Source organism: Pseudomonas sp. MPR-R2A5 (genome assembly GCF_058793055.1).
In genome coordinates this window covers 21,525-47,337 of sequence record NZ_JBXAFK010000004.1, presented here as the reverse complement: position 1 = coordinate 47,337, position 25,813 = coordinate 21,525, and the positions used below count along the sequence as shown (strand labels likewise).

Here is a 25,813-nt window from a genome sequence, read left to right as displayed (position 1 = left end):
TGCCGCTATCGGGATGGCCGGGCCCTTTGCGCCGGGCTTTGTGACTTTAATCAATAAGCCCGCGCTGCCGAAGCCGCACTGTGATGCAGGTCGTTCCGCGAGGCCACCGACTTCACTACCTGCCCTGCACTGGAGCCCCCCCCATGCTGACCAACCCGCACACTGCCGCGCTCATCGCCGAGATGGATCAAGCGTCACCCGAAGAGCACTGGCTGGAGAAACTGCGCGACGGAACGCATGTGCTGATCCGTCCGCTGTCGACCGACGATCACGCACGCCTGCTGCGCTTCTTCCAGCGTTTGTCGCCGCTGTCACTGCGCTTCCGTTTCCTGGGGGCGGTGACCCATGTCGACGAGCGCATCATCGACTCGCTGCTGAGCGTCCCGGGGGATATCAGCCGGGGTTATCTCGCCTTGATCCACCATGACGGCGAATTGCAGGTCATTGGCGTCAGCCGCTACAGGCAAGCCATGGATAGAGACGACTGCTGCGAATGCGCGGTCGCCGTCGCCGACCCCTGGCTACGCAAGGGGCTGGGGCATTTATTGCTGGGGCACCTGATTGACGCGGCCAGGCGCAACGGCTTCAGCGTGATGCGCTCGACGGATTTATCGACCGATTACCCGATTCATGGTTTGTATAAGCAGTCGGGGTTTACCTCGGTGTACCAGGGGCGTGATTTCGATCGCATTATTCATGAGTTGGCGCTGTGACCGGGGCGGCTCCCGGCGCATCAACCTGCTCAAGGTGGTAGCGCGATTGCACGAGGCGGCTGATCTGTTCCAACGCCACCTGGATGGATACCGCGTCGTCGTTTTCAATCAGGCGGGTTTTGTTGGCCAGGACATCGTCGCGAATCACCTCGCGGAACCAGTTGGAAAAATCCCCGGCCCTTCGATGTTCGCCAAACGCCCGAGCGTCCAGCTGCGCCAGCGCGGATAGAAACTCCGTCAGGTTGGACGCGTGCTTGCCCAGCGCGGGAAAGTAAAACGCGCGCCATGCGCCGACATTGCCGGCAGCGTATTTGCCGCTGTGGCGGTGATGCTTTTGATGCGGCTGCAACTGCTCCAGAAGCACAACCGCTTCACCATGATGAAGGTCCCAGAGGCATACCGGTTCAAGCCCCGGTGGGTGTGCCGGGAACGCGGGGCACGTTCGCTGCGTGTGATGGGCGAAGCGTTGGACCAATTCCCTCGCGGTGCTGCCCAGGGTCACCAGCATATCGACCCCTTCGAGCAACGCCGGGCAGACTTGGTCGAAGTCCAGGGCCACGATGATCGCCCCCATATTGGCGAGAAACCCCAAGGGCCACACCGCGCGCTGAGGCAGCATGTAGTGGGCTTCGTCCACGATCAGCCAGTAGGGTCGACCGGATGTGCTCCGTAGACGCTGGATAAACGGCAGCAGTTCGCCAAACAGTTGCACCCGGGCGGGCGGGTCCAGGGCGAGCGTGCTCACTACTACGTTGAGCCGGGCCTGTAACAGAAGGCGCAGTGATTCTTCTGTCGTGGGGGGCGTGGTGAGGCCGCCCACGGTAACCGCGTCCTCCAGGCACAGGTAATCGCCCTCGGGATCGATGATGCAGAAATCCTGGCGCGCCTGGACCATGCGTTCTGTCAGCCAGGTCACGTAGCTCGATTTGCCGGAACCCGAATTACCAATGATCAGCAACACCGAGCCTGGCGGTAGCCAGACCGGACGCTCATCGTCGGTCTGGCCCAACCGCAAGCCGATGCGTTCGATCTTGCCCAGCGCCGCGTCTTGTTGCAGCAGCCTTTCTATCAGCTCGCAGACACCCCGACCATGATCCTGTGTCAGGCAGATATCAGCGCGGGCCTTGATCGATTCAATGGCATTGCTCACCGCCGCCGTACAGCCGCAGAGTGCCAGAAACGCGTGGTCATTTTCAGCATCGCCCACCCCCACCACGTTCAGCTCGCAGATCCCCAGCCTCGACAACGCGGCACTCAGGCCCGAGGCTTTGTTCACACAGGACGGCAAGATCATGATCGCATCCTTGTTGAAACTGATCTGCAGCTCCAGGCCAAGCTCGCGGATGGTACTGATCACCGCCTCTTCGAACGGGTGCCAGGTGGCGACCACGGACCGGCCGACGGACAAGGGCGACACCCCCTTTTCGCGCAGGCGCCCCACCAGTTCGGTCGAGGCGGGATCTGCGATGAGTTCCTCGGTATCGGTAGTGGGGTCATACAAGAGCGCGCCATTTTCCGCGACGACCAGGTCGAACAGCGACAGTTGTGCAAAGTGGTGCTTGAGCGCTTGCAACTCGCGGCCGGTAATCAACAGCAGCTTGCGACCGCTGTGTTTCAGGGCGGCGAGCGAGGCACAGACTTCCGGTGGAACGCTGCCGTTTTCGGCAATAGTGCCGTCATAGTCGACCGCCAAGGCTAAGAAGTGCATGGGTGCTCCTTGAGGGGTTGACCTCGACGAAAACCGGCCGATTGGTGGGCCATTGCTCAGGGGGGCGAACTTCCCGTTCAGGGCCTATGGAGAGGTGGGCAAGGGTTCGGGTGCAGGTACTTTTCAAACCAATTGCCGGTCAACCTCGCCACGTCCGCCAGGGCGCCTGGTTCTTTGAACAGATGGGTGGCCCCTTTCACGACCTCCAGGTGTTGCGTGCAGTGCAACGCCCGGCAGGTCTGTTCATTCACGTGCAGGGTCACCGGGTCCTGCGCGCCGACCACTTGCAAGGTGGGCGCCCTGACCCGGCGCAACACCTGCGCCGCGAGATCGGTGCGCCCTCCTCGGCTGACGACTGCCTGTACCGTGGCCGCACGGGTGGCGGCGACCAAGACGGCGGCCGCGGCCGTACTGGCGCCGAACAACCCCAGGGCGAGCGGGCGTAACTCGGCATCGTGGGCAATCGCCTCGATGACCCTGGTCAGTCGATCGGCGAGCAAGGAAATGTCGAAGCGCAGCACGCCGGTCAGGTTATCCCAGCGTTGCTCGGTCCGCGTCAGCAGGTCGAGCATCAAGGTCCCCATGCCGTGGCGAGCCAGGTACTCCGCAATATAGTGGTTGCGCGGGTTGGAATGGCCCCCGCCGCTCCCATGCACCAGAATGACCAGGCGCTCGGTGCCTGGCGGCAATCGCAAATCACCTGCCAGTTCAAAGCCGGAAAAGTTGAACTTCCTGTATTGGAGCCCAGAGACCGTAACGCCAGCGGGAGAAGCCATTGGTTGAATACCTTCGTATGTAATCTTTTGGGGGGCAAGGTACTTCAGACGTGGCTTCATCTTTGTTCTTTCATCAAGTCGATCACCCTGCCGACCTGGAGCCGCTGCGGGCTAACTTGCCTTTTTTTGGCAAGCGCTCCTTGATAAAAATCAAACCCGCGCCGATCGAGGGGCCAAATCAATTGACCAGGCCACGCAACAGCACGGGCAGCACGGCCGGCCAGTCTTGTGCCGAGAACCCCGGACCGAACTCGGCAATGGCCGCGCCGTGCAGCCACATGCCCGCCGCTGCCGCCGACAACGCCGGCATCCCCTGGGCCTGCAGGCCATGAATGATCGAGCGCGATACGACGCTGGCACCCGCCCGGTTCGAGGGTGTGTTGCTGTTGATGATGGCTTGGCCATCCGGCGCAGCAATGACCGTGTCACCACCTTCAAGGACCACCACCCTTGAGCAGGACTGGGCAGCGGCTCGAGTGCGGGTCAGCGAGTCGCCTGAAAACGCGAATTTCTGTCGGAATTCGTCCTCGTCGAGGGGCAGCACGCCGGCGCATCGGGGGGCACGATCCTGGGTGGCGATGGGCGGCAAGTCGCTCAGCCACAACCGGGGATGGTTCTCATAGGTCTGGGGGACGAGGGTGTCGAGTACCGTTTCGGGGGTACCGATATCGGCAACGACGACATCGCCACACAGTGCCCGCCCAGGTTGCAACAGATGGCCCGGTTTCTTGCGAAAAAACGTCACGGTCAGCACGGCCGCGACCGCGCCCAGGCTTTCACCGGTATCGCCCATGACCCCGCTGGGTATATCGATCGCGATAATTGGAGCATTGCCACGGCCCGCGGCGGTCAGCGTCTCGAGGACCGGCCCTTGCAGGGCGCGGGCAAGGCCGGCGCCGAACACCGCGTCAACGATCAGTTCGGCCCCCTCGAGCACCGCTGGGCTCAGCGTGTGAACCGCGCCCTGCCAGCGTTGTGCGTGCTGCTTGGCTTCGCCCTTCAGGGCCGATGGATCGCCCCACATGGCCAGCGTCACCGGCCAGCCTGCCTCGGCCAGCCGATGCGCGGTGACAAAGCCATCCCCTCCGTTGTTGCCCGGCCCGCAGAGCACCACCAGCGGCCTGGGCGTCCAGCGGCGCTGGATTTCGCGCGCCACGGCCGCACCGGCATTGCTCATCAACGCGAAAGACGACACGCCAGCGACAACCGAGAGCCGGTCGGCTTCCGCCATCTGACTCACCGTCAGCAACACGCTCTGGCGCCGATCTCTGTCAAACGTATGCATGCTTTTTCACGCTCTCAACGGCCACTGAAATCGATCACCACCCGCGCGGGGACATCGCCATGCTCAAGGCGCTCGAACACCTGGTTGATCGCAGACAACGGCTGCAGTTCAATGTCGGCCTTGACCTTGCCCGCGGCGGCGAACGCCAGCGCCTCCGCCATGTCCTGGCGATTGCCGACGAACGAGCCGCGCACCGTAATGCAGTTGGCGACCACGTCGAACAATGCCATGGGAAACTCGCCAGGGGGCAAGCCGACGAGCACGCAGGTCCCCAGTTTGCGGGTCATCGCGACGCCTTGCTTGAACGCGCCGAGCGAAGGCGCGGTAATGAGCACCCCATGGGCACCGCCCTGGGTGGCGGCAATGACCGCGGCCACCGGGTCCGCACCTTTGGCGTTCACCACTGCTTCAGCCCCCAGTTGCGTGGCATGGGCCAGCTTGCGCTCGTCGATGTCGACGGCACACACCCGCAGCCCCATGGCCTTGGCGTACTGAACCGCGAGATGGCCCAGGCCGCCCACCCCGGAAATGACGATCCACTGCCCCGGCCGCACATCCGCCTCCTTGATGCCTTTGTAGGTGGTCACCCCGGCGCAAATGATCGGCGCGGCCTCACACGGTGTCAGGCCGGCGGGGATATGCGCCACATACTCAGGGTCTGCCAGTATGTATTCGGCAAAGCCACCGTTGCGCGTGTAGCCGCCAAACTCGGCCTGGGCGCAAACGGTTTCCCAGGCTTGCAGGCAGTATTCGCAATGGCCGCACGCCGAATACAGCCATGGCACCCCCACGCGCTCGCCCTTCTGTACGGCCGTCACGCCTTCGCCCAGCGCCACCACGATGCCGATGCCCTCGTGTCCAGGGGTAAAGGGTAAGGAAGGCTTGAGTGGCCAATCCCCCCGCGCCGCGTGCAGGTCGGTGTGACACACCCCGCAGGCTTCCACTTTAATCAGGATCATCCCCGGCCCCGGTACCGGAATATCCACCTGGCGCATGACCAATGGTTGTCCAAATGACTCGACGACGGCGGCTAACATCTTACTGTTCATCTCGCGACCCTCTTCCAGAGTGGTGTTTGCCGGCCCGGCGAGTGCCCGGCCAGCCCGAAAAGCCTTAACCCAAACCTCTGACCGCCTCGATCATCTTGACCAGGACAGCCTGTGCATCGCCGTACACCATGTTGCAGTTTTCTGCGTAAAACAGCGGGTTCTGAATACCCGCGTAGCCCTTGCCTTCCCCGCGCTTGACCACATACACGTGATGCGCCTTGTCCACGTCCAGGATCGGCATGCCATAGATGGGCGATGCCTTGTCATTGCGTGCCGCGGGGTTGACCACGTCGTTGGCGCCGATGACCAGCACCATATCGGTGCCGGGGAAGTCGGTATTGATGTCTTCGAGCTGGAAAATCAGGTCGTAGGGCACCCCCGCTTCTGCCAGTAACACGTCCATTTGCCCCGGCATGCGCCCCGCCACCGGGTGTACCGCGAAACGCACAAGGACACCGTGGGCCTGCAACAGCTTCACGAACTCATAGAGCTTTTGCTGGCCCTGGGCGACGGCCAAACCATAACCCGGCACGATGATGACTTTAGCGGCGTAGCGCATGGCGACCCCGGCATCACTGGCGGCGGTCGGCTTCAGCTCGCCCGTGATCACCGCGCCTTTGCGAACGGGCTGATCACCAAAACGGGCAAACAACACATGCGCCACCGTGCGATTCATGGCGTTGGCCATCAACAATGTGAGCAACACACCGGCGGCGCCCACCAGCATGCCCGCGATCATCATGGCCGGAACCTGCAACACAAACCCTTCGAGGCCGACCGCCAGGCCGGTAAAGGCATTGTAGATGGAGATCACCACCGGCATGTCGGCACCGCCGATGGGCAACGTCATCAACACGCCAAACAGCAACGCCCCCGCGAAGAACCCGGCGATCAACCAGGGTACATGGCCAGGCACGCCGTCTGCCGCCTGCATGGCGAGCATCAGCCAGGCGCCGGCAGCCAGGGTCAGCAGCATCACCGCCGCGTTGATCAGTTGCAGGCCCTTGAGGCGCAGGGGTTTATCGAGGCGACCATCGAGCTTGGCCCAGGCGATCAACGAACCCGATAGCGAAACTGCGCCGATCAGTGCGCCAAACAATGTGCCGGCCAAGGTGGGCAGGTCGAGCGCCCGCGCGCCGAACAGTTCCATGGCCGCGATGGCGGCGGCGGCGCCACCGCCCATACCGTTGTAGATCGCGACCATCTGCGGCATGGCGGTCATTGCCGCCTTGCGCCCACTCCACCAGGCAGCGCCGCCGCCCAGCAACAAGGCCACCAGCGCCAGGCCGATGTTGGTGGGCAGATGCGGTCGTGCCGCCTCGCTCACGGAAAACACATAGAGGAAACTCACGATCACCGCGCCCGCCATGCCCCACCCGGCCACATGGATACCGCCGGGGGCCGTGACAGGCGACGACATGCGCCACAACCCGAAGATCAGTAAAAACGCGGCGAAGAAGTACACCAGCCCTATCAGCCATTGCGACGTCATCATCAACATGATCAAACCTCAGGCCTTCTCAGCCTTGCGGGTGGCGGAGTGATGGGCTTTGCGCCGCTTGGGCTCCGGCGCGCTGGTCTGGAACATGGCGAGCATCCGGCCGGTGACGGCGTACCCGCCCGCTGCATTCCCCGCCCCGAGCAGCACCGCGACGAACCCGGCCACTTGCTCTGGCAGTGTCGCGGCGTCGAGCAAGCCGATCAGGCCACCGATCACCACGATGCCGTGGATAAAGTTCGAGCCCGACATCAACGGTGTATGCAGGATCGCCGGGACCCGGCCAATGATGACCCAGCCGGCAAACGCGGCGAGCATGAAAATATACAGGCCGATAAAACCAACGTTGCTCATGAGGTTTTCTCCTTGGGCGCATCTGTCGGGCTCAGCGGTGGCATGAGTTTGCCGGCGTGGGTGAGCGCCGTTTGCGCCAGTAACGGATCGTCCCAATCAATGTGGATGACGTTGTTTTTCAACATCAGCGCCAAGAGGTTGAACTGGTTTTTCGCATACAGCAGGCTGGCGTCCTGGCTCAAGGACGAAGGCAGGTTCAACGGCGCCAACAGCGTGACCTGACCGACCTTGACGGTCTGGCCGGGGACGCAGCCCTCGCAGTTGCCCCCGCCTTCGGCGCCCAGGTCGACGATCACGGCGCCAGGCTTCATCCCGGCGAGCTGTGCGGCGCTGATCAGGCGTGGTGAAGGCCGCCCCGGTACGGCCGCCGTGGTAATCACCAGGTCTGCCCGTTGGATATGCTCAGTCAGCACGAGCGCGACCTGGTGTTTTTCCGCGTCACTCAACTCCCGTGCATAACCGCCTTTGCCCCGCGCATCGACCCCCACGTCGACAAAACTGGCGCCCAGGGAGCGCGCCTGCTCGGCGGTTTCCGGGCGCACGTCGTACCCTTCGACCACCGCGCCCAACCGATGCGCGGTGGCGATGGCCTCCAGCCCCGCGACACCCAGGCCCAGCACCAGCACCCGAGCAGGCCCGACGATGCCGGCCGCGGTGGTGACCTTTGGCAGTATGCGAGACAGATGCACCGACCCCAGTTGCACGGCGTAGTACCCCGACAATGCCGATTGGCTGGACAACGCGTCCATCGACTGGGCCCGCGTGGTCCGCGGCAGCCGCTCCATGGCAAAACACGTGATTTGGCGCTCCAGCAAGCGTTGCACCAGGGCCGGGTTGTTCTGCGCATACACAAAACACAGGAGCAGCGAGCCCGGCTTCATTTTGCCGACCACCTCCTGCGAAGGTGCCTGCACGGCGAGGACCACATCGGCCTCATGCAGCCACTGCCCGTTGCCGGAGACGAACACCACGTCCGTATAAGCCGCGTCGGGCAGGAAGCTCGCGTCCCCTGCCCCCGTTTGCATATGCAGCTTGGCGCCCAATGCACATAACTTCGCACACAGGCTCGGTACCAGGGCCACCCGCCGTTCGTGCGGGTGGGTTTCTTTCATCACAGCCACATTGACGTACATCGCGCGCTCCATGGGGGGCGCCCGCCTGTGTGCGGGCGCCCGGGATAGGGACGGGATAAGGCTTCAGACCGGTGCCTGGGCCGACACGTAACGCACGAGTTTCTTATTGACGAACTGTTGGATGCCCATGTCGCCCAGTTCGCGGCCATAGCCCGAATCCTTGATACCGCCAAAGGGCAGTTCGGCATCGCTCCAACTGATGTTGTTGATAAACATCATGCCGGTCTCGATCCGGCTGGCCACCCGACGTCCCCGCTCCACATCACGGGTGAACACCGACCCGCCGAGGCCAAAGTCGGAATCGTTTGCCAGGGCGATCGCGGCTTCTTCGTCCTTGACGCGGAAAAACAGCGCCACGGGGCCGAAGAACTCGTCGCGGAATGCCGGATTGTCGGGGGCGATATCGGTAAGGATGGTCGGGGTCATGAATGAACCGGCGCGATCGATACGCCCGCCCCCCAGCAGCACCCGTGCCCCGTGGGCCGTCGCCGTGTGCACCTGGCCAAGTAACTGCAACAAGGCTGCTTCCGAAGACAGCGGGCCCAGGGTGGTGCTTTCCTCCATGGGGTCACCGGGTTTCAAGGCCGCAAGCCCGGCCTTGAAGCCTTCCAGGAAGGCATCGGCCATGGATTCGACGACAATGAAGCGTTTTGCCGCGCAGCAGGTCTGCCCGCAGTTATACATCCGCCCCCAGATCGCCCATTTGATCGCCAGGTCCAGGTCAGCGTCCTCAAGCACAATGAACGCATCGCTGCCCCCCAGCTCCATGGAGGACGGCTTCAGGTTCTGTCCCGCCCACGACGCCAGGCTGCGGCCAGCGGCGACACTCCCGGTCAATGCCACCCCACGCACACGCGGGTCGTCCACCACCTGCCTGGACTGCTCGTGGGATATCAGCAGGTTGGTATAGAGCCCCGCCGGTGCGCCGGCTTCGAGCAGGACCTGCTCAAAGGCAATCGCACATTGCGGCACACAACCGGCATGCTTGATCACCAGCACGTTACCGGCCATCAAGTGCGGGCCCGCCACGCGCGCCAACTGATAGAAGGGAAAGTTCCACGGTTCGACGCCGAAGACCACGCCGATGGGGCTGCTCTCCATATGCGCCTCGCCCGCACTCGGCTCCAGCGCCTGCGGCGCCAGGAAGCGCTCGGCGTTCTTGGCGTAGTACGCCATGATATCGGCGCTGAACTTGACTTCGCCGCGGGCCTCGTTGATTCGCTTGCCCATCTCCAATGTGATCTTACGGGCCAGGGTGTCGAAGCGCTGATGCATCAATTCAGCCGCTTTGGCGATGACCGAAGCACGCTGGGCATACGTCTTGGTTTTCCACGCCGCGTAGCACTGCGCCGCGACGGCCAGTTTGCGCTCCAGTTGCTCAGCCGTCAGCGTATCGAATTGTGCGAGCAACTCGCCGTTGTATGGATTGATCGTCGTGTAAGCCATAACGGTTGCCTTCCCCTCAAATTGAGTCATTCAACGCAGAGCGCACGGCCTGCATCCGCCCTGCCCATAAGCCAGGATTACGATGGTCGCTATGGGGGCAGGTGACTAGCGTCGGAATCTACCCATAAGCCTTTATCAAGGGCTGCTGGCGGGTGATTGCCGAGCACCTTAACGGTGCCGGGGGCGCACTTCGGTGGTGCGCAGACGAGCGAGTTGACGTCTCGCACAGGTTGGTGTCGCGCTTCGTCTTTACGCGCTGTCGATTGGCGCCAGGCAGAAGGCCCTGGTAGAGGTGGGAGCTCGGAAAATACTTACATAGATCAATTAAAGCGTCGGACAAACCGCATAGGATTGCGCGGCAGGCAACGCACCATCGGGTCTTGTCAGGAGGGTTAGTCATGCACGTCAACCAATCCATGTCGGAGGACGCCTTACCGCACACGGTATCTGGGAGTGCACCGCCTGCGGCTCAACAACCCTTGGCCCTCAAGACCACGCCCAGCGTCGAACGCCTGCGCGGTATCGACCAGACACTTCGCCAGACAGCACAGTTGGTCTCACTGATCACGGGGCAGCTCGAGGCGAATGAGCTGAATCCGGCGACACCTGCCCAAGGGCTGCTTGAACAATTGGATGCCACGGTGGAGCACTTGTTGAGCCGGTTCAACACCCCGCTCGACCTGCCCTCCTCCCTCACCGAGAGAGATCGGCACGATGCCGTGGACTTCCCCGTGCAAACCCTGTTCAAGGCACTGGCCCAAGACTGTTTACCGTTGGCCGTCGCCCGGCGCATCAAACTGCGGATCGTGCCGTGCTCGGCATGGGTCAGGAGCCTTCCCGAGGGCCTCAGGCAAGTACTGAGCAGCCTGATGTACAACCTCATGCACGCGAACCGCAACAGTCGCCTGACGCTGGGCGCCCGGCGCCATCTGCAATGGCTGAGCCTGGAACTGTGGTGTTCGGGCTGTGAAAGCCGCGAGGCCGCCTTGCGCATCGTGTCGATGCCTGTGCATGCGCCCTTCCTGCCGGATGCCTATGGCCGCGCGGGCGCGCTTTCAACCTATGAGTTGAGCGCAATGCTGGGGGCGCAGTTGCAGGTCCGGTACTCGCCCGGAAAAGCCACGCTCATTTCCATCAGCGTGCCGTCAGCGCGGTCGTCGGTACGCCCAAAAAACGCGATCAAACCGCCGATCACGGCGTCCCATCGGCTGTTGCTGGTTGTCGAGCCGCAGGCCCTGCTCCGCGAGATGCTGTGCTGCGGCTTAGGTTCGTTGGGCTATCAAACGGCTGCGGTCAGTGATGGTGCCGCCGCGTTGGCGTGGCTGGCACGCTCAGGTCTCCAGCCTGACCTGGTCTTGACCGAACATGCGCTGGCCCCCGCCATGGACGGTGTGCAGTTGGTGCAGCGACTGCGCGATCAATTCAACCGAACCACGCCGGCTATCGTACTGACCGCCGACACCCAGCGGCAGGTTGCCCACGCGGTCCTCGCCGCCGATTGCATGCTGCTGCGCAAACCCGTGAGCTTGAATACGCTGCGCGCAACCCTCGGTACCGCACTGAGCGCGGCAGCCACAGGCCATGCGCCAGGTGCCCTGCCGGCGTCTTCGGGCGCGGTGATCTACGTCGTGGACGAGGACGAGGCGTTGCGCAACAACTTGCGCAGGGTATTGGAGGCCCAAGGTTACCCCGTGCGTGACGCTGCTGGCGCCGAGCAGTTTTTCGAGCGCTATCCCGGCGATCAACGGGGCTGCCTGGTGATTGAAGCACGCCCCTCCGGCATCAGCGGGCTGGAGGTGGTTGGGCGTCTGAGGGCACGGGGGGACGAGTTGCCCATCATCATGATCAGTGGCAACAGCCGCGTCGCGGATGTCGTGGATGCGATGAAGGCCGGCGTGTGCGACTTCATCGAAAAGCCGTTCCGTTACCAGCAGCTATTGACCAGCCTGACAAACGCCTTGGCCAACCAAGCGGATACCCAGGGCTTCAAGGCGCTTCGCCAGGCCGCCATTGACCATATCAGTCACCTGACTCCCCGCCAGCGCCAAATCATGGAGATGGTCCTGGACGGCCACCCCAGCAAGAACATTGCATTTGAGCTGGGTATCAGCCAAAGGACGGTTGAGAAGCATCGCGCGTCGATCATGAGCCGGACCGAAGCCAAATCGATTCCCGAACTGGCTCGCATCGCCCTGGCGGCCGGTGAAAAAGCCCTTTCAGCCGCGGGTCATGGTAAGGGGCTCACCCCGTGAGCATGATTTTCAGGCCCTGACAAAATCCCCTGTGGCGAGCGGGCTTACTGTGGTGAGCGGGCTTGTCTGTGGCTAGCGGGCTTGTTGTGGCGAGCGGGCTTGCCCCGCGTTGGGCTGCGCAGCAGCCCCAAAGCCAGGCACTGCGGTGCGTCAGTTAAAAACCCATCGCCGGTAATGGGGCCGCTTCGCGCCCCAACGCGGGGCAAGCCCGCTCGCCACAACAAGCCCGCTCACCACAGACAAGCCCGCTCGCCACAGTAAGCGCCCTCGCCACGGAGGGAGATCCGCTGCCCCGTGAGTCAAGCCGCGCCACCTGGGCCATTCGTTTGTTGGGCGGTGGGCGCGACCACCAGGTTGTCGACAACCTTCTGCACCCCGGCCGTGCTCGAGGCCGTCAAACGCGCCATGTCGCGTTCGGGAAGCGACCCGACAACGCCCGAAAGCGTGACGTCCCCGCCGTCCACGCGCACATCGATACCGTGGGCGTCAATAATCGCTCTGCGGCGAAACGCTGATTCGATATCGGTCTTGATGGTTTGCGCAGAGGCATGGGTCTTGACCACGATATCGTTGCTGATCCCCTTGATCCCCGGCAGATAGCGCACTGCATAGCCTGCCGCCTGGCGCTGATGCTCCGAATCGACTTCACCGCTGAGCACCAGCCAGCCATCCGTCACACTGATGTTGACGCGGTGTTCCGCCAGCGAGGTGTTCCCTTGCAACGCTGAAGCGACCGCGGCGACCAGATCGCTGTCGGTACGCACATGGCTGGAAGGCAGAACCACGTCGATGCGGTTGATCAGGTCCACGACGCCAGCCACATGCGCCACAGCCTGTTCGGCGTGCCAGCGCTCGGCATGACTGGTGACATTGCCAGAGAGCGTGACGATACCATCGGACACCTGGACCAGAATCTGATCGGCTTTCAGCGCCAGGTCCCAGTTCAGTTCGTCGATCACCTGCTGCCTCAGCTTTTCATCGCTATTCATAAAAAAGCTCCGGAATGTTTGCAAACGTCTCAAGCCGCCCAAGCGTAGCGCGTTGCCACCCGCCCGAGCAGGTCGGAAAGTACCTATTCCAAGCACTACCCCGACGCCGCACGTTCATGCGCTAAGCGCTCAATTGCCGCTCCACGGCGGGCAGTTCCACACAGTCCCGATACTCAGGTACCGACACCGACCAGCCCAGCTCCTGGCTGATGCGCCGGCGCAGCACATCCGAGGCGTTGGGTTCACCGTGGACGACATAGGTATGTTTCGGCGCGCGCTTGAAGCCGCGCAGCCATTGCATGATTTCATCAGCATCGGCGTGGGCAGAGAGGGTTTGCATGGGCACGACCTCTGCGCGGATCGGCACGTCCTGGCCATGGATACGGACCGACGGCGCGCCGGCGACAATCTGTGCGCCGCGTGTGCCACCGGCCTGGAAACCGGGGACCAACAGGGTGTTGAGTGGGTTGGGCGCCAGCGCCTTGAGGTGGTGCAACACACGCCCACCGGTGGCCATGCCACTGGCGGCAATGATGATCGCCGGGGTGCGTTGCTGGTCCAGGTCAATCGACTGTTGCACGGAACACACGAAGTGCGTGACATCGCACATGCCCTGGCACTCTTCCAGCGACAACCGATGCTCCGACCGAAAGCGCTGGTACAAACGGGTGACGTCCGTTGCCATCGGGCTATTGAGGTAGATCGGCAGGTCCGGGATCGCATGCCGTTGTTTCAGGCGATACAAGTGATACATCAGCAGTTGCGCGCGCCCGACGGCAAACGACGGTACCAGGGTGATGCCGTGGCGCAGCGCGGTGCGGGTGATTACTTGCGCCAATTGTTCCTCGGGCGGCTCCACGGGGTGTTGACGATCGCCATAGGTCGACTCCACCAGCAGATAGTCGGTTTGCTCGATGGTTTGCGGGGCGAACATCAAGGGATCGTTCGGGCGCCCCAGGTCACCGGAACACACCAGCGTGACGCCATCGGCAACGATTTCGATCGTCGCCGCACCAAGAATATGCCCGGCATCACGCAGCAGGATGCTCAAGCCTGGGGCAATCGCGACGCGGTGCTGCAGTTCGATTGGCCGCAGCAGTTTCAATGCCCGCTCGGCGTCCTGTTCGGTGTAGAGCGGCAAGGCCGGAGTGTGCTTGGAGAACCCGTGGCGGTTGGCGAACTCGGCCTCTTCTTCCTGCAAGCGGCCGCTGTCGCGCAGCAGGATTTTGGCCAGTTCACAGGTGGCGGGCGTGGCGTATACGGGACCGCGATAGCCATTGCGTACCAGCAGCGGCAGGTAGCCGCTGTGGTCCAGGTGGGCATGTGTCAGCACGATAGCGTGCAGGTCGCGCGCCTGCAGCTGGAACGCATCCCAGTTGTGCAGGCGCAGTTGCTTGTAGCCCTGGAACAGGCCGCAATCGACCAGGATGTGCAGGTCTCGATGCTCCAGCAGGTATTTGCTGCCGGTGACCGTGCCAGCGGCCCCCAGAAATGTCATGCGCATGCTTGTCTCCTTGATCGTTTAAAAAATGGGCCGTTTCAATCAGACCGGGGCAGCGGCTTGACGATCATCAAACTGCAGGACGTGCGGTTCAGCACGCTTTCGGCGGTGCTGCCCAGCATCCGATCGAGCCGGTCGCGATAGACCGTGCCGAGCACGACCACATCGAAGGCATGCTGGCGGGCGAACTGGCTGATCACTTTGTGGGGCATGCCGCTGAGCACATGTTGGCGTTTTTTTTCGATGCCATGGCGTTCGGCAAGCTCATCAAAGGCTTCCGCCTGGGCGTCGTTGACGGCTTCGCTCAAACTGCTTTCCAGGCTGTGGGTAGGCACGCTCAGGGCCGTATCGCCCACCACCGCCCAGTTGCTGACATTCAACAGATGCAGTTGCGCTTCGCAGGCCCGCGCCCAGGTGGACGCCATTTCGACGACGCGCTCGTTCAGCCCGAAGGTCAGCTCTTCCAGGTGCGACAGATCAACGGCGGCGAGCACTTTCAACGGCTTTGGGCGCTTGGCGTTGGTCACCAGGTGCAGACAGGCCGGGCAGTCGCGCAACAACAGCCAATCCAGGGGGCGGTGGAAGGTGCGCTCGAGCGCCGAAACATGTTCCACATCCTTGACCACCAGGTCCGGGTGGAAGTCGTTCACGTAGTCCAGCACCTGCGACAGGCTTGGCTTGGCCCACACCACCTCACTGGTCATCTGCAACCCGGTGCGCCGCTGGAAACGTATCTGCTGTTCCAACCAGTGACGGTGGACCTGCAGGTAGCCTTCCCTGGCCTGGGCCATCGCGTCATGGTCAAACACGCCAGCCAGCGCCAGCGGCGTGACATAGTCGAACGCCACAATATGCAGCAATGCCCCGCTGGCAGTGGCCAGTGCCTGAGCCCGATCAAAGGCCGGGGTGCGCGTCATCTCGGAGGGTGCGATCAATAAGATACGTTTGAGTTTGAGCATCACATACCTCAATCCGGGCCGGCGTTACCGCCTGACGGCCACTCAACTGCCTGTCGAGCCCCATGCCCCCTTCATCCAGATTGAAAAAGTCGTGGTTGAAGTATCAGACCCGGAAAGGTACGCACTCTGACTTTTGTCAAATAATGGCTGGCTTTCACGCAAACCGTGGATCGACCTGCGGCTCACTCATCCCTTGTTGATATAGCTCAATGATTTCCCGCGGCGCGGGCGTAGAAACCAGTGACTGGCCACTGACGGCCCGTCATGAGCCACGAACTGGACGGAGGACACCATCATGAGCGACTTGAGTTTGCGCAAAGCCATTTTGGAAGAGCTGGAGTTCCAACCACAGATCGATGCAGCCAACATCGGTGTTGCCGTGGAAAAAGGCGTAGTCACGCTGACCGGACATGTCAGTAGTTATGATCAAAAAGTCCGCGCCGAACGCGCAGTCAAAGCCGTCAAAGGCGTGCGCGCCGTCGCCGAGGAGATCCAGGTCCGGCTGAACAAAGGCGCCGGCACTGCGGACGACACCATCGCCGCCCGCGCCCTGAGCATCATCAGTTGGAGCGCCGACGTGCCTCCCAATGCCGTTAAAGTCATCGTTCAACACGGCTGGATCACCCTTGAAGGGGAAGTTGACTGGCAATACCAGAAGGAAACTGTAGAAAAAGCGGTGCGCAAGCTATCCGGCGTACTCGGCGTAGACAATCGGCTGACCCTGAGCCCCCGAGTGGACATCGTCGATATCCGCAAACGCATCGAAGAAGCGCTCAAGCGCAATGCCGAAGTGGACGCCAAGGATATTCACGTCAGGGTCGACGGTGATGTGGTCAGGCTCGACGGCAAGGTGCACCTGTGGCGTGAGCGCAAGCTCGTGGAGCGGGCGGCCTGGTCGGTGCCTGGCGTCAGGCGGGTGGAAGATCACTTGCTGCTTGCATGAGGTGAGGAATGCCCCAGGGTATCAACCGGGGCATTCAACGGTTGTGTCTGCTTTGCGTGCCTTTTTTTTGAGTCAAGGTCATGAAAAAGAACCATCAATGGAACCTGTCTTACTTTCTGACCGCGTTTGTCGTGTTCACCGTTGCGCAGTTTCTGTGGATGGAACATCGGGTGGTGCAAAGCATCCCCTACAGTCAGTTTCTGCAATTGTTGAACGAGCAGAAAGTCAGCGACCTGCTGGTCGAAAAAGACCAGATCAGCGGCAAGCTGCAGGTACCGATCGATGGCCACAACCTGTTCTCCACCGTGCGGGTCGACCCCGCGCTGGCCGCGAACCTGGCGCAATCGGGGGCGAGTTTTACCGGGGTCAATGACAATACCTTTTTGAACGGCCTGCTGGGCTGGCTGCTGCCTTTTATCCTGATCATGGTGGTCTGGCACTTCCTGTTTCGCGGCGTCGCGGAAAAACAGGGCCTTGGCGGGCTGATGAACATCGGCAAGTCGAGGGCCAAAGTGTTTGTCCAACGGGACACCGGGATCACCTTCGCGGATGTCGCCGGCATCGACGAGGCCAAGGCCGAACTGGTGGAAATCGTCTCGTTCCTCAAGGACAAGGACAAGTACGCACGGTTGGGCGCGCATATTCCCAAAGGCACGCTGCTGGTCGGCCCGCCAGGCACCGGCAAGACCCTGGTGGCCAAGGCCATTGCGGGCGAGGCCGGGGTGCCGTTTTTCTCGATCTCGGGTTCGGAGTTCGTCGAAATGTTCGTGGGCGTCGGCGCCGCGCGGGTCCATGACCTGTTCGAACAGGCGCGGGGGGCCGCCCCCTGCATCATTTTCATCGATGAGCTGGATGCCTTGGGCAAGATGCGCGGCGTCGGGGTCCTGGGCGGCAATGACGAAAAAGAGCAGACCCTTAACCAGCTGTTGGCCGAACTGGACGGCTTCGACCCCCGTGAAGGCGTGGTGCTGCTGGCCGCGACCAATCGCCCGGAAGTGCTCGACCCGGCGCTGTTGCGCGCCGGCCGGATCGACCGCCAGGTCCTGATCGATCGACCCGACCGCAAAGGTCGACAGGCGATCCTCAAGGTCCACCTGCAAAAAATCACCGTGGACCCCGCGCTCGACAGCGAACAGATTGCCGACATCACCACCGGTTTCACCGGCGCCGACCTGGCCAACCTGGTCAACGAGGCGGCCATTGTGGCCACCCGCCGTGGCGCCAACACGGTCGGCCTGGAGGATTTCACCGCGGCCGTGGAACGTCTGGTCGCCGGCCTCGAACGCAAGAGCAGCGTGTTACGCCCGGAAGAACGCCAGGTCGTGGCCTACCACGAGATGGGCCATGCCCTGGCGGCGAGTCACCTGCCGGACATGGACCCGGTGCACAAGGTCTCCATCGTGCCGCGGGCCATTGGCTCCCTGGGCTACACCTTGCAACGCCCGACCGAAGACCACTTCCTGATCAGTTGCCAGATGCTCAAGGACCGCATGGTCGTGCTGATGGCCGGGCGTGCCGCCGAGTTTCTGATTTACGCTCAGATCTCCACCGGGGCCGCCGATGACCTGGCCCACGCGACGGATATCGCCCGGCAGTTGGCGACCCGCTTCGGCATGAGTGCCGAACTGGGTCAAGCAGTGCTGGAGCGCCAGAATATGACGTACCTGGGTGAGCGCATGCAGGGCAGCGGCGAGAAGGATTATTCGGAGCAGACCGCCAGGGAAGTCGACCTGTGTATTCGTGCCCTGCTCGATGAAGCCTATGGGCGCGCCAAGGTCCTGCTCCAAGCGCACCGCGCCGACCTGGATGCCGGTGCGCACTTGTTGATGCAAAAGGAAAGCCTGACCCCGGAGGACTTCGCGCCGCTCATGCCGCAGCAGCAACGGGCACCGCTGAGCATCGGTTCCGACGCCCCCCACTGAGGCTTGCCATGCTGGCTGTCACCCTGATCAACATGCTGGTGGTCATCCTGGCCGTGGTCATTCACTACGAATGCCTGTTGCGGCTGAACGACTGGCTGCCGCGGCTCAGGGTCTGGAGCCGCTTCAGGATGGTCATCGGGGTCTTTGGTGCCCTGCTGGCGCACGCGATCGAAGTGTGGTGCTTTGCGCTGGCTTATTACCTGATGACGCGCTACGGCGAATGGGGCCGCCTGTCGGGGCGCTTCGACGGCTCGTTCATGGACTGTGTGTACTTTTCCTTTACCACCTACACCACGATCGGTTTCGGTGACATCACCCCCGTGGGCCATCTCAAGTACTTGACCGGCCTGCAAGCGCTGACCGGTCTGGTGCTGATCACCTGGACAGCTTCGTTTCTGTTTCTCGAAATGCAGAAGTACTGGAAACGCAAGTAGCGGCCCCTCCACTAGGTGGCCGGCGTCCATTGCCAGTTGAGGACTTCGGGCAGGTCTTCGCCATGCTCGATCAGGTGCAACTTGTGTTTCTCCATCATCGACCAATAGCGCGATTGTGCGGCGTGGCGTTGTTCCTGCAGGCGAGGTACACGCTCGACGACGTCCAGCGCCAATCGGTAGCGATCCAGGTCGTTGATCACCGCCATGTCGAACGGCGTGGTGGTGGCGCCCTCCTCCTTGAAGCCACGCACATGGAAGTTGTCATGATTGGTGCGTTTGTACAGCAACCGGTGTACCAGCGCCGGGTAGCCGTGGAAGGCAAAGATCACCGGTTTGTCGGGGGTGAACAACTCATCGAACGCGGTATCCGACAGGCCATGGGGGTGCTGGGACGGCGACTGCAATACCATCAGGTCCACCACATTGACGACCCGTACCCGCAGGTCCGGGACGTACTCGCGCAACAAGGTCACGGCGGCCAGGGTTTCCAGGGTCGGCACGTCTCCGGCACAGGCCATGACCACGTCCGGGTCCTGATCGTCGCGGCAGGCCCAGCCCCAGCGACCGATCCCCGCCAGGCAATGACGCACGGCCGCGTCGATATCCAGCCACTGCCACTCCGGTTGCTTGCCCACCACAATGACATTGATGTAATTGCGGCTGCGCAGGCAGTGATCGGCCACCGACAACAGGCAGTTGGCGTCGGGAGGCAGGTAGATACGCGCCACGTCGGACTTCTTGTTGGCGACCAGGTCGATAAACCCGGGGTCCTGGTGGGAGAAGCCGTTATGGTCCTGGCGCCACACATGGGAGGTCAGCAACAGGTTGAGCGAGGCCACCGGCTTGCGCCAGGGCACGCTGGCGGCGGTTTTCAGCCATTTGGCATGCTGGTTGACCATGGAATCGACGATATGGATAAACGCCTCATAACACGACAGCAAGCCATGGCGCCCGGTCAGCAGATAGCCCTCAAGCCAGCCTTCACAGACGTGCTCGCTGAGGATCTCCATGACCCGGCCCGAAATCGCCAGGTTCTGGTCGTCGGCCTCCAATGGGTCCATCCACGCCTTGGCGGTGACCTCGTAGACCGCGTCCAGGCGGTTGGAGGCGGTTTCATCCGGGCCAAACAAGCGGAAGTTGCCGGCACCCTGGGCGTTTTTCATCACGTCGCGTAGAAAAAAACCCAGGACCCGAGTGGCCTCGGCGCGCCGGCAACCGGGCACTGGCAGTTCGACGGCGTAATCGGCAAAGCGTGGCAAGTCGAGCGGGCGCAATAACAGCCCGCCGTTGGCGTGGGGGTTGGCGCTCATGCGGCGGTGTCCGGTGGGCGCCAGGGCCGCGATTTCCGGCAGCAAGGCCCCGTCGGCATCAAACAATTCGCCGGGGCGATAGCTGTTCAGCCACTCCTCCAGTTGCTGCACATGGCCCGGCACCTGGAAGTTGGCCAAGGGGACCTGGTGGGCGCGCCATGTGCCTTCGACCCGGCAGCCATCGACAAATGCCGGCCCGGTCCAGCCTTTGGGCGTGCGTAATACCAACATGGGCCACAGCTGGCGCTCCGGCGCCGCGTTGCGTCGTGGCTGGCGAGCCGCGAGCTGGATCTCGCGGATCTTCAGCAGCAGGGTGTGCAAGGTGCGCGCCAGTGCTTGATGGACCTGCGCCGGCTCATCGCCTTCTACGAAGTAGGCATCGTAGCCATACCCATACAGCAGGGCTGACAGCTCTTCTTCGCTGATCCTGGACAGAACGGTGGGGTTGGCAATCTTGTAGCCGTTGAGGTGCAGGATCGGCAGCACCGCGCCATCACGCGCCGGGTTGATGAATTTATTGGCGTGCCAACTGGCGGCCAGCGGGCCGGTTTCGGCCTCGCCGTCACCGATCACGCAAGCGACGATCAGGTCCGGGTTATCAAACACCGCGCCATAGGCGTGGGCCAGGCAGTAACCCAGTTCACCGCCTTCATGGATCGAGCCTGGGATCTGTGCCGAGACGTGGCTGGAAATGCCATAGGGCCAGGAAAACTGTCGAAACAGACGCAGCAACCCGTTGGTATTGCGCTCCACGGACGGATAGCACTCGGTGTAGGTGCCTTCCAGGTAGGTCTGCGCGACGACCGCCGGCCCGCCATGGCCAGGCCCGGCGACGAACAGCAGGTTGACATCGTACTGGGTGATCAGGCGGTTGAGGTGCGTGTAGAGCAGATTGAGCCCCGGCGTCGTGCCCCAATGCCCCAGCAAGCGCGGCTTGATGTGCGCCTGGGTCAAGGGAACCTGGAGCAAGGGGTTGCTCTTCAGGTAGATCTGCCCCACCGCCAGGTAATTGGACGCGCGCCAATACGCGTCCAGCCCTTCCAGTTCCTCGGCACTCAAGAAATCGCTCATAACCCCCTCCCTCCGCCCAGGCTCGAAACATGGATTGTCATTCGTCGATTCTGTGGGCCTCGAATGCGCGAGACTTGATGTACGTCAAGTCTTGAAGCCGGGGCTCAAGCTCAATGAACGTGGGAAGCGGGCAGACCGAACAAAGGGTGCAGAAAGTGCCACTTCCTTTCGTCCCTACACTCAGGCTCAGGCCTGGACGGAGTGCATGTATGACAGTCCATCATTTGTTTGTGGTCGACAATCCGACGGCCTTACGTTCCATGCCTCAAGTGCGCCCGCAGCCACTTCGCCCCCTCAAGACGAAGTGCTCCGACTGCGCCCTGTCGGCGCTGTGCCTGCCGATCGGCCTTGGGGGGCACGAGGTGGCGCAACTGGACACGCTGGTCGCGCAACGCTTCAAGGTAAAAAAAGGCGCAGCCCTGTTCCGTACAGGCGATCCGCTGCGCTCGCTGTACGCGGTGCGTATCGGTTCATTCAAGACCGGCATGGTCTCGGTCGACGGCCGTGAACAGGTCACCGGCTTTCACATTGCCGGCGACATGCTCGGCCTGGACGCGATCAGTGCCGACGCGCATGCCTGCACAGCGGTAGCCCTGGAGGACAGTGAGGTCTGCCCAATCCACTATACCCACCTGGAAAACCTCGCCCGCCAGTTGCCCTCGCTGCAGCACAACCTCACCCGGCTGTTGAGCCGTGAAATCGTGCAGGATCACACCCTGCTGATGCTGATTGGCAAGATGAACTCCGATGAGCGCCTGGCGGCGTTCCTGCTGAGCCTGTCGCAACGCTTGAGTGCTCGCGGGTATTCCGCCCGGCACTTCGTGTTGAAGATGCGCCGCGAAGAAATCGGCTCCTACCTGGGCCTGCGCCTGGAAACCATCTGCCGTGGCATCGCGCACCTGCGCGATCAGGGCTTGGCCCATGTCGAGGGGCGAAATGTCACGATCCAGGACCCGGAGGGCCTCAAGCACCTGGTCGCAGGCTGTCATCGCCCCCTCTAACGCTGGAGATGCGTCATGCGTGCCATGGTCCTGCACACCCCCGGCCAGCCGTTGCAACTTGAGCAACGGCCGATCCCGACGCCTGCCGCCGGGCAACTGTTGATCAAGGTGCTGGCCTGTGGCGTGTGCCGTACCGACCTGCACCTGGTGGACGGTGAGTTGCCGCAAGCGCAACTGCCACGGGTGCCGGGCCATGAAATTGTCGGAGAAGTGACCGCCGTGGGCGCTGCTGTTGACGCGGGTTGGATCGGCCGGCGCGTGGGGGTGCCCTGGCTAGGCTGGACCTGTGGCACCTGTGACTTCTGTCGCAGCGGCCGCGAAAACCTTTGCGATCGGGCGCAGTTCACCGGTTGCCAGCTGGACGGCGGTTACGCCGAATACACGCTGGCTGACCCACGCTTTTGCCTGCCGATTCCCGCCGACCTTTCCGATGTTCAAGCCGCGCCGTTGTTGTGTGCCGGGCTGATTGGCTTTCGCGCCTTGCAGATGGCTGCCGACGCCCGCCACCTGGGGCTTTACGGCTTCGGTGCGGCGGCGCACCTGGCGATTCAGGTCGCCCTGGGCCGTGGGCAAACCGTGTACGCGTTCACCCGCCCGGATGACAGTGCCGGCCAGGCGTATGCCCGCTCCCTGGGCGCGGTGTGGGCCGGCCCTTCGGACCAGGCCCCTCCTCACCTGCTGGATGCCAGCCTGATTTTCGCCCCCGTCGGCGCCTTGGTCCCGCTGGCGTTGGCGGCCACCGTGAAAGGCGGCTGTGTGATTTGCGCCGGGATCCACATGAGCGATATTCCGGCCTTTCCCTATCGGTTGCTGTGGGGCGAGCGCAGCGTTCGTTCGGTGGCCAACCTGACGCGGCACGACGGTGCGGCATTTTTCGAAACCTTGCAGCACACGCCCGTGCATTGCGACATCACCCGCTTTGCCCTGGAGGAGGCCAATCAAGCCTTGGCGCATTTGCGTTCGGGGCAGTTCAACGGCGCGATCGTGCTGACGCCATGAACGGCGGCGCGCCGGCCGCCGAACACAGGCCGCGCCGGCTATTTCCTGGTGGCGGTCGTCAGCATGCGGATCGCCCGTTCATTGGCTTCGTCCGCAGTGCGCTGGGCCTGGCTGGCCAACGCCGCCGCCTGTTCGGCCTTGAGGTAGGCTTCATTCGCGCGCAGGCGCGCCGTGGCGGCCTTGTTTTCCGCGGCTTCCAGGCGCGCATCCAACGTTTTGGCGGCTTGATGACTGCAGCCGGCGGAGGTTGCCAGCAATACTGCCAGCAGTGAAATGGACAGGTATTTGTTCACGGTGCATCCCTCGTTTCAGGTCATTGATCGATCAGCGGCATTCGTTTCCAGTATCTGGTGCTGGGCCTGTGTCCCTCTGATCTTCGTCAACAAGTGGACAGTCGCCCTACCCGTCGATGCTGGCTGGCGGCTGCCTGATCGCCAGAATGCTGCCCGGCACCGAATACAAAGCGCGTTCGGTGTTGCTGCCCACCAGTCGGTCGAACCCGACCCGGTGAACGGTGCCCATGACCACCACATCCGCCAGGTACTGCTCGACAAACTCCTGGATCACTGGCACCGGTTGGCCCATGACAAAGTGCCGCCGCTCCGGTGGCACCCCATAGCGGTCAGCCAACGACACGAACGCCTGATGCAGGGACTGGCGCAACTCTTCGACGAAGTCCACGCTCCAGCCGCCCATCACCAGCGGCGCGTCACCATTGAACGCGGGCGACAGGTCGTAGGCGTACAACAGGTGCAACGGCGCATCGCATTGCAGGGCCAGGGCGTAGGCGCATTGAATGATGGTGTCATTCAAGCCGCTGATCTGCGTGTCGGGATCGAACGGATCAACCGCTGCCACTACGCGGTGGGGCAAGCCATAGCGGGCCTCGCTCACCAAGTGCAGCGGCGTTGCGCACTCACGCAGCAGTTGGCAGTCAAGGGGGGTGATGAACACGCGTTTGAGCAGGGGTTCGAGCTTCACATCCTTGATCACCAGGTCCGGGTTCAAGTCAGCGACGGTGCGCAGGATGTCGAGCAAGGGGTGGGTGGTGAATACCAGTTCCACCGAGACCTTCAGCGCTGTGCCGCCCAGGCGCTGGATTTCTTCGACCAACCAGTGGCGATAGCGGCTCAGGTAGTCCTGATACACCGACTCGTCCACGCGCTCCTCCCACAAGTGGATAATCGGCGCGGGTTCGATGAACGCCCGCACATCGAGGGTCGCATTACACGCCTTGGCCAGTGACACCGCCCGGAGCAGCGCCGGGGAGTGATACAGCGTGCGATCAGTGATCAGCAGCAGACGTTGGTACTGGCTCATTTCACACCTCTTCGGGCGCCGGCCACGTTGGCGGCGGGTTCAATGGCTCAACCCCGTGCGGGTTTAATCGCCCACACACTGCAGGGCGCGCGTTGCAGCAGGCTCTCGGCGGTGGTGCCGAGCAGTTTGTCCAACCCCCAGTGCTGCACAGTCCCCATCACGATAATGTCGCTCTGATGCGTGTGGGCGAAGTCGCAGATGTTGAACAGCGGTACGCCTTCGATAAAGTGGCGCCGTTCAACCGGAATGCCCTGGCGCTCGGCCAGGGACGAGAAAGCTTCGTGCTGCGCTTCGTTGAGCGCCTCATAGAGCCCGGCCGCCAGGGGTACCGCGCCAAAGCCCATGTCCTTGGCGTACACCGCGGCCCAGTCATACACATGCAGCAACTCCAACTGCGCCTCACACTGGGCCGCCAGCTTGACCGCTGCTTCAACGATCTGGTCGTTAAATACCTGGTCCTGTTCCTCACTGCGCAACACGTCGACAATCGCCAGCACCTTGCGTGGCAGCGGATGGCGTGAATCGGTGACCAGGTGCACGGGCACCGGGCAGTCGCGCAGCAGTTGCCAGTCCAGCGGGGTAAAGAACACCCGTTTCAACGCCGGCACTTGCTCGGCATCCTTGATGATCAGGGCCAGCGACATTTCGTTGACGAAGTGCAGGATTTCCTCATAGGGATGCTGCACCCACACCACCTCGCTGGTGACCACCACCCCGTGTTTGCTCATCTGCCCGGCTTGCTCGGCCAGCCAGTGACGGTGTGCGTCCAGGTAGCCTTCGCGGGCCTTGCTGATCTGTTCGGGGGCGAACAGGCCCGCGACCGCCAGGGCCTGCAAATAGTCGAATGCCACGATGTGCAACGGCAGGTGCATCGCGCGCGCCAGTGCGGCGGCACGATCGAACGCCGGTGTGTGCGTCATGGCGGAAGGGGCAATCAACAGTAAACGTTGGGGCTGCAACATGGGGCACCTCGGCGCGCGGTCATTTCACGACGTGACTAGACCTACAGAGTGAGCGTTTCGAGGCGCCATCGATTGATCTTTGTCAGTTTCACGCCGGCTTTTTCGCTGGGCAGGGGCCGATAAAAGTTGATGTTGATCAACCGCAGCCTGGTGCTTTGCCCCTAGCCTGAATCAGGGCCTACGGCATC

22 protein-coding genes are annotated in these 25,813 nt (G+C 62.6%); 7 read left to right on the top strand and 15 right to left on the bottom strand.

The genetic code is table 11. The annotated features are described in order from the left end of the window. Nucleotides 1-143: 143 nt before the first annotated feature. On the top strand, nucleotides 144-713 hold the full coding sequence (locus AC1Q6I_RS04230) for a GNAT family N-acetyltransferase (protein ID WP_102623343.1): 570 nt from the start codon (nucleotides 144-146) through the stop codon (nucleotides 711-713). Here AC1Q6I_RS04230 and AC1Q6I_RS04225 read toward each other — a convergent pair. From AC1Q6I_RS04225 to AC1Q6I_RS04190, 8 genes are all read right to left on the bottom strand, one after another. Then, entirely contained in the window at nucleotides 691-2,421 is a 1,731-nt protein-coding gene (locus AC1Q6I_RS04225) for an HAD-IIB family hydrolase (protein WP_102623342.1), read from the bottom strand. The two genes, AC1Q6I_RS04230 and AC1Q6I_RS04225, sit on opposite strands and share 23 nt — an antisense overlap. 77 nt (nucleotides 2,422-2,498) lie before the next feature. Then, a complete protein-coding gene (locus AC1Q6I_RS04220; RefSeq protein ID WP_069076090.1) occupies nucleotides 2,499-3,197 on the bottom strand; it encodes a dienelactone hydrolase family protein in 699 nt (232 codons plus the stop codon). A gap of 178 nt (nucleotides 3,198-3,375) precedes the next feature. Continuing rightward, nucleotides 3,376-4,482 carry an NAD(P)H-hydrate epimerase gene (locus AC1Q6I_RS04215; protein ID WP_102623341.1) on the bottom strand — a complete coding sequence of 369 codons (1,107 nt, stop codon included), beginning with the start codon at nucleotides 4,480-4,482 and terminating at the stop codon, nucleotides 3,376-3,378. Between the two features lie 14 nt (nucleotides 4,483-4,496). Next, nucleotides 4,497-5,531 carry an alcohol dehydrogenase AdhP gene (gene adhP, locus AC1Q6I_RS04210; protein ID WP_024075503.1) on the bottom strand — a complete coding sequence of 345 codons (1,035 nt, stop codon included), beginning with the start codon at nucleotides 5,529-5,531 and terminating at the stop codon, nucleotides 4,497-4,499. Nucleotides 5,532-5,595: 64 nt separating this feature from the next. Next, the gene (locus AC1Q6I_RS04205; protein ID WP_102623340.1) at nucleotides 5,596-7,032 is read right to left on the bottom strand and encodes an NAD(P)(+) transhydrogenase (Re/Si-specific) subunit beta; all 1,437 of its coding nucleotides are present in this window, start codon (nucleotides 7,030-7,032) and stop codon (nucleotides 5,596-5,598) included. Nucleotides 7,033-7,041: 9 nt separating this feature from the next. After that, entirely contained in the window at nucleotides 7,042-7,383 is a 342-nt protein-coding gene (locus AC1Q6I_RS04200) for an NAD(P) transhydrogenase subunit alpha part 2 (RefSeq protein ID WP_024075505.1), read from the bottom strand. Continuing rightward, nucleotides 7,380-8,516: an NAD(P) transhydrogenase subunit alpha gene (locus AC1Q6I_RS04195; protein WP_024075506.1), complete on the bottom strand. Its 1,137-nt coding sequence runs from the start codon at nucleotides 8,514-8,516 to the stop codon at nucleotides 7,380-7,382. The genes AC1Q6I_RS04200 and AC1Q6I_RS04195 overlap by 4 nt, the downstream gene beginning before the upstream one ends. 63 nt (nucleotides 8,517-8,579) lie before the next feature. Then, entirely contained in the window at nucleotides 8,580-9,962 is a 1,383-nt protein-coding gene (locus AC1Q6I_RS04190; RefSeq protein WP_102623339.1) for an NAD-dependent succinate-semialdehyde dehydrogenase, read from the bottom strand. Between the two features lie 398 nt (nucleotides 9,963-10,360). Between AC1Q6I_RS04190 and AC1Q6I_RS04185 the strand changes: the two genes are divergently transcribed. Beyond that, complete coding sequence (locus tag AC1Q6I_RS04185) at nucleotides 10,361-12,214, top strand: response regulator (RefSeq protein ID WP_102623338.1); 1,854 nt, start codon at nucleotides 10,361-10,363, stop codon at nucleotides 12,212-12,214. A 299-nt stretch (nucleotides 12,215-12,513) separates the two neighbouring features. Here AC1Q6I_RS04185 and AC1Q6I_RS04180 read toward each other — a convergent pair whose 3' ends face one another. The 3 genes from AC1Q6I_RS04180 to AC1Q6I_RS04170 form a co-directional block, all read right to left on the bottom strand. Next, nucleotides 12,514-13,203: a BON domain-containing protein gene (locus AC1Q6I_RS04180; RefSeq protein WP_024075509.1), complete on the bottom strand. Its 690-nt coding sequence runs from the start codon at nucleotides 13,201-13,203 to the stop codon at nucleotides 12,514-12,516. Nucleotides 13,204-13,324: 121 nt separating this feature from the next. Further along, nucleotides 13,325-14,707 carry an MBL fold metallo-hydrolase RNA specificity domain-containing protein gene (locus AC1Q6I_RS04175; RefSeq protein WP_102623337.1) on the bottom strand — a complete coding sequence of 461 codons (1,383 nt, stop codon included), beginning with the start codon at nucleotides 14,705-14,707 and terminating at the stop codon, nucleotides 13,325-13,327. A 35-nt stretch (nucleotides 14,708-14,742) separates the two neighbouring features. Continuing rightward, on the bottom strand, nucleotides 14,743-15,663 hold the full coding sequence (locus AC1Q6I_RS04170; protein WP_102623336.1) for a universal stress protein: 921 nt from the start codon (nucleotides 15,661-15,663) through the stop codon (nucleotides 14,743-14,745). A 295-nt stretch (nucleotides 15,664-15,958) separates the two neighbouring features. On the opposite strand from AC1Q6I_RS04170, the gene AC1Q6I_RS04165 reads away from it, so the two are divergent. From AC1Q6I_RS04165 to AC1Q6I_RS04155, 3 genes are all read left to right on the top strand, one after another. Then, complete coding sequence (locus AC1Q6I_RS04165; protein ID WP_024075512.1) at nucleotides 15,959-16,606, top strand: BON domain-containing protein; 648 nt, start codon at nucleotides 15,959-15,961, stop codon at nucleotides 16,604-16,606. An 80-nt stretch (nucleotides 16,607-16,686) separates the two neighbouring features. Then, the gene (gene ftsH, locus AC1Q6I_RS04160; RefSeq protein ID WP_102623335.1) at nucleotides 16,687-18,528 is read left to right on the top strand and encodes an ATP-dependent zinc metalloprotease FtsH; all 1,842 of its coding nucleotides are present in this window, start codon (nucleotides 16,687-16,689) and stop codon (nucleotides 18,526-18,528) included. Nucleotides 18,529-18,536: 8 nt separating this feature from the next. Further along, the gene (locus AC1Q6I_RS04155; protein ID WP_024075514.1) at nucleotides 18,537-18,962 is read left to right on the top strand and encodes a potassium channel family protein; all 426 of its coding nucleotides are present in this window, start codon (nucleotides 18,537-18,539) and stop codon (nucleotides 18,960-18,962) included. 11 nt (nucleotides 18,963-18,973) lie between these two features. On the opposite strand, the gene AC1Q6I_RS04150 is transcribed toward AC1Q6I_RS04155, so the two are convergent. Further along, nucleotides 18,974-21,343: a phosphoketolase family protein gene (locus tag AC1Q6I_RS04150; protein ID WP_102623334.1), complete on the bottom strand. Its 2,370-nt coding sequence runs from the start codon at nucleotides 21,341-21,343 to the stop codon at nucleotides 18,974-18,976. A gap of 260 nt (nucleotides 21,344-21,603) precedes the next feature. Here AC1Q6I_RS04150 and fnr point away from each other — a divergent pair, with 260 nt between their 5' ends. Both fnr and AC1Q6I_RS04140 read left to right on the top strand, forming a co-directional pair. Then, complete coding sequence (gene fnr / locus AC1Q6I_RS04145; RefSeq protein WP_041161215.1) at nucleotides 21,604-22,344, top strand: fumarate/nitrate reduction transcriptional regulator Fnr; 741 nt, start codon at nucleotides 21,604-21,606, stop codon at nucleotides 22,342-22,344. A gap of 15 nt (nucleotides 22,345-22,359) precedes the next feature. Continuing rightward, nucleotides 22,360-23,343, top strand: a complete 984-nt coding sequence (locus tag AC1Q6I_RS04140) for a zinc-dependent alcohol dehydrogenase family protein (RefSeq protein WP_024075517.1) — start codon at nucleotides 22,360-22,362, stop codon at nucleotides 23,341-23,343. A 38-nt stretch (nucleotides 23,344-23,381) separates the two neighbouring features. On the opposite strand, the gene AC1Q6I_RS04135 is transcribed toward AC1Q6I_RS04140, so the two are convergent. From AC1Q6I_RS04135 to AC1Q6I_RS04125, 3 genes are all read right to left on the bottom strand, one after another. Next, the gene (locus AC1Q6I_RS04135) at nucleotides 23,382-23,636 is read right to left on the bottom strand and encodes an Lpp/OprI family alanine-zipper lipoprotein (RefSeq protein WP_102623333.1); all 255 of its coding nucleotides are present in this window, start codon (nucleotides 23,634-23,636) and stop codon (nucleotides 23,382-23,384) included. A gap of 106 nt (nucleotides 23,637-23,742) precedes the next feature. Further along, nucleotides 23,743-24,663, bottom strand: a complete 921-nt coding sequence (locus tag AC1Q6I_RS04130; protein ID WP_024075519.1) for a universal stress protein — start codon at nucleotides 24,661-24,663, stop codon at nucleotides 23,743-23,745. A gap of 47 nt (nucleotides 24,664-24,710) precedes the next feature. Further along, a complete protein-coding gene (locus tag AC1Q6I_RS04125) occupies nucleotides 24,711-25,625 on the bottom strand; it encodes a universal stress protein (protein ID WP_024075520.1) in 915 nt (304 codons plus the stop codon). Nucleotides 25,626-25,813: the final 188 nt, after the last annotated feature.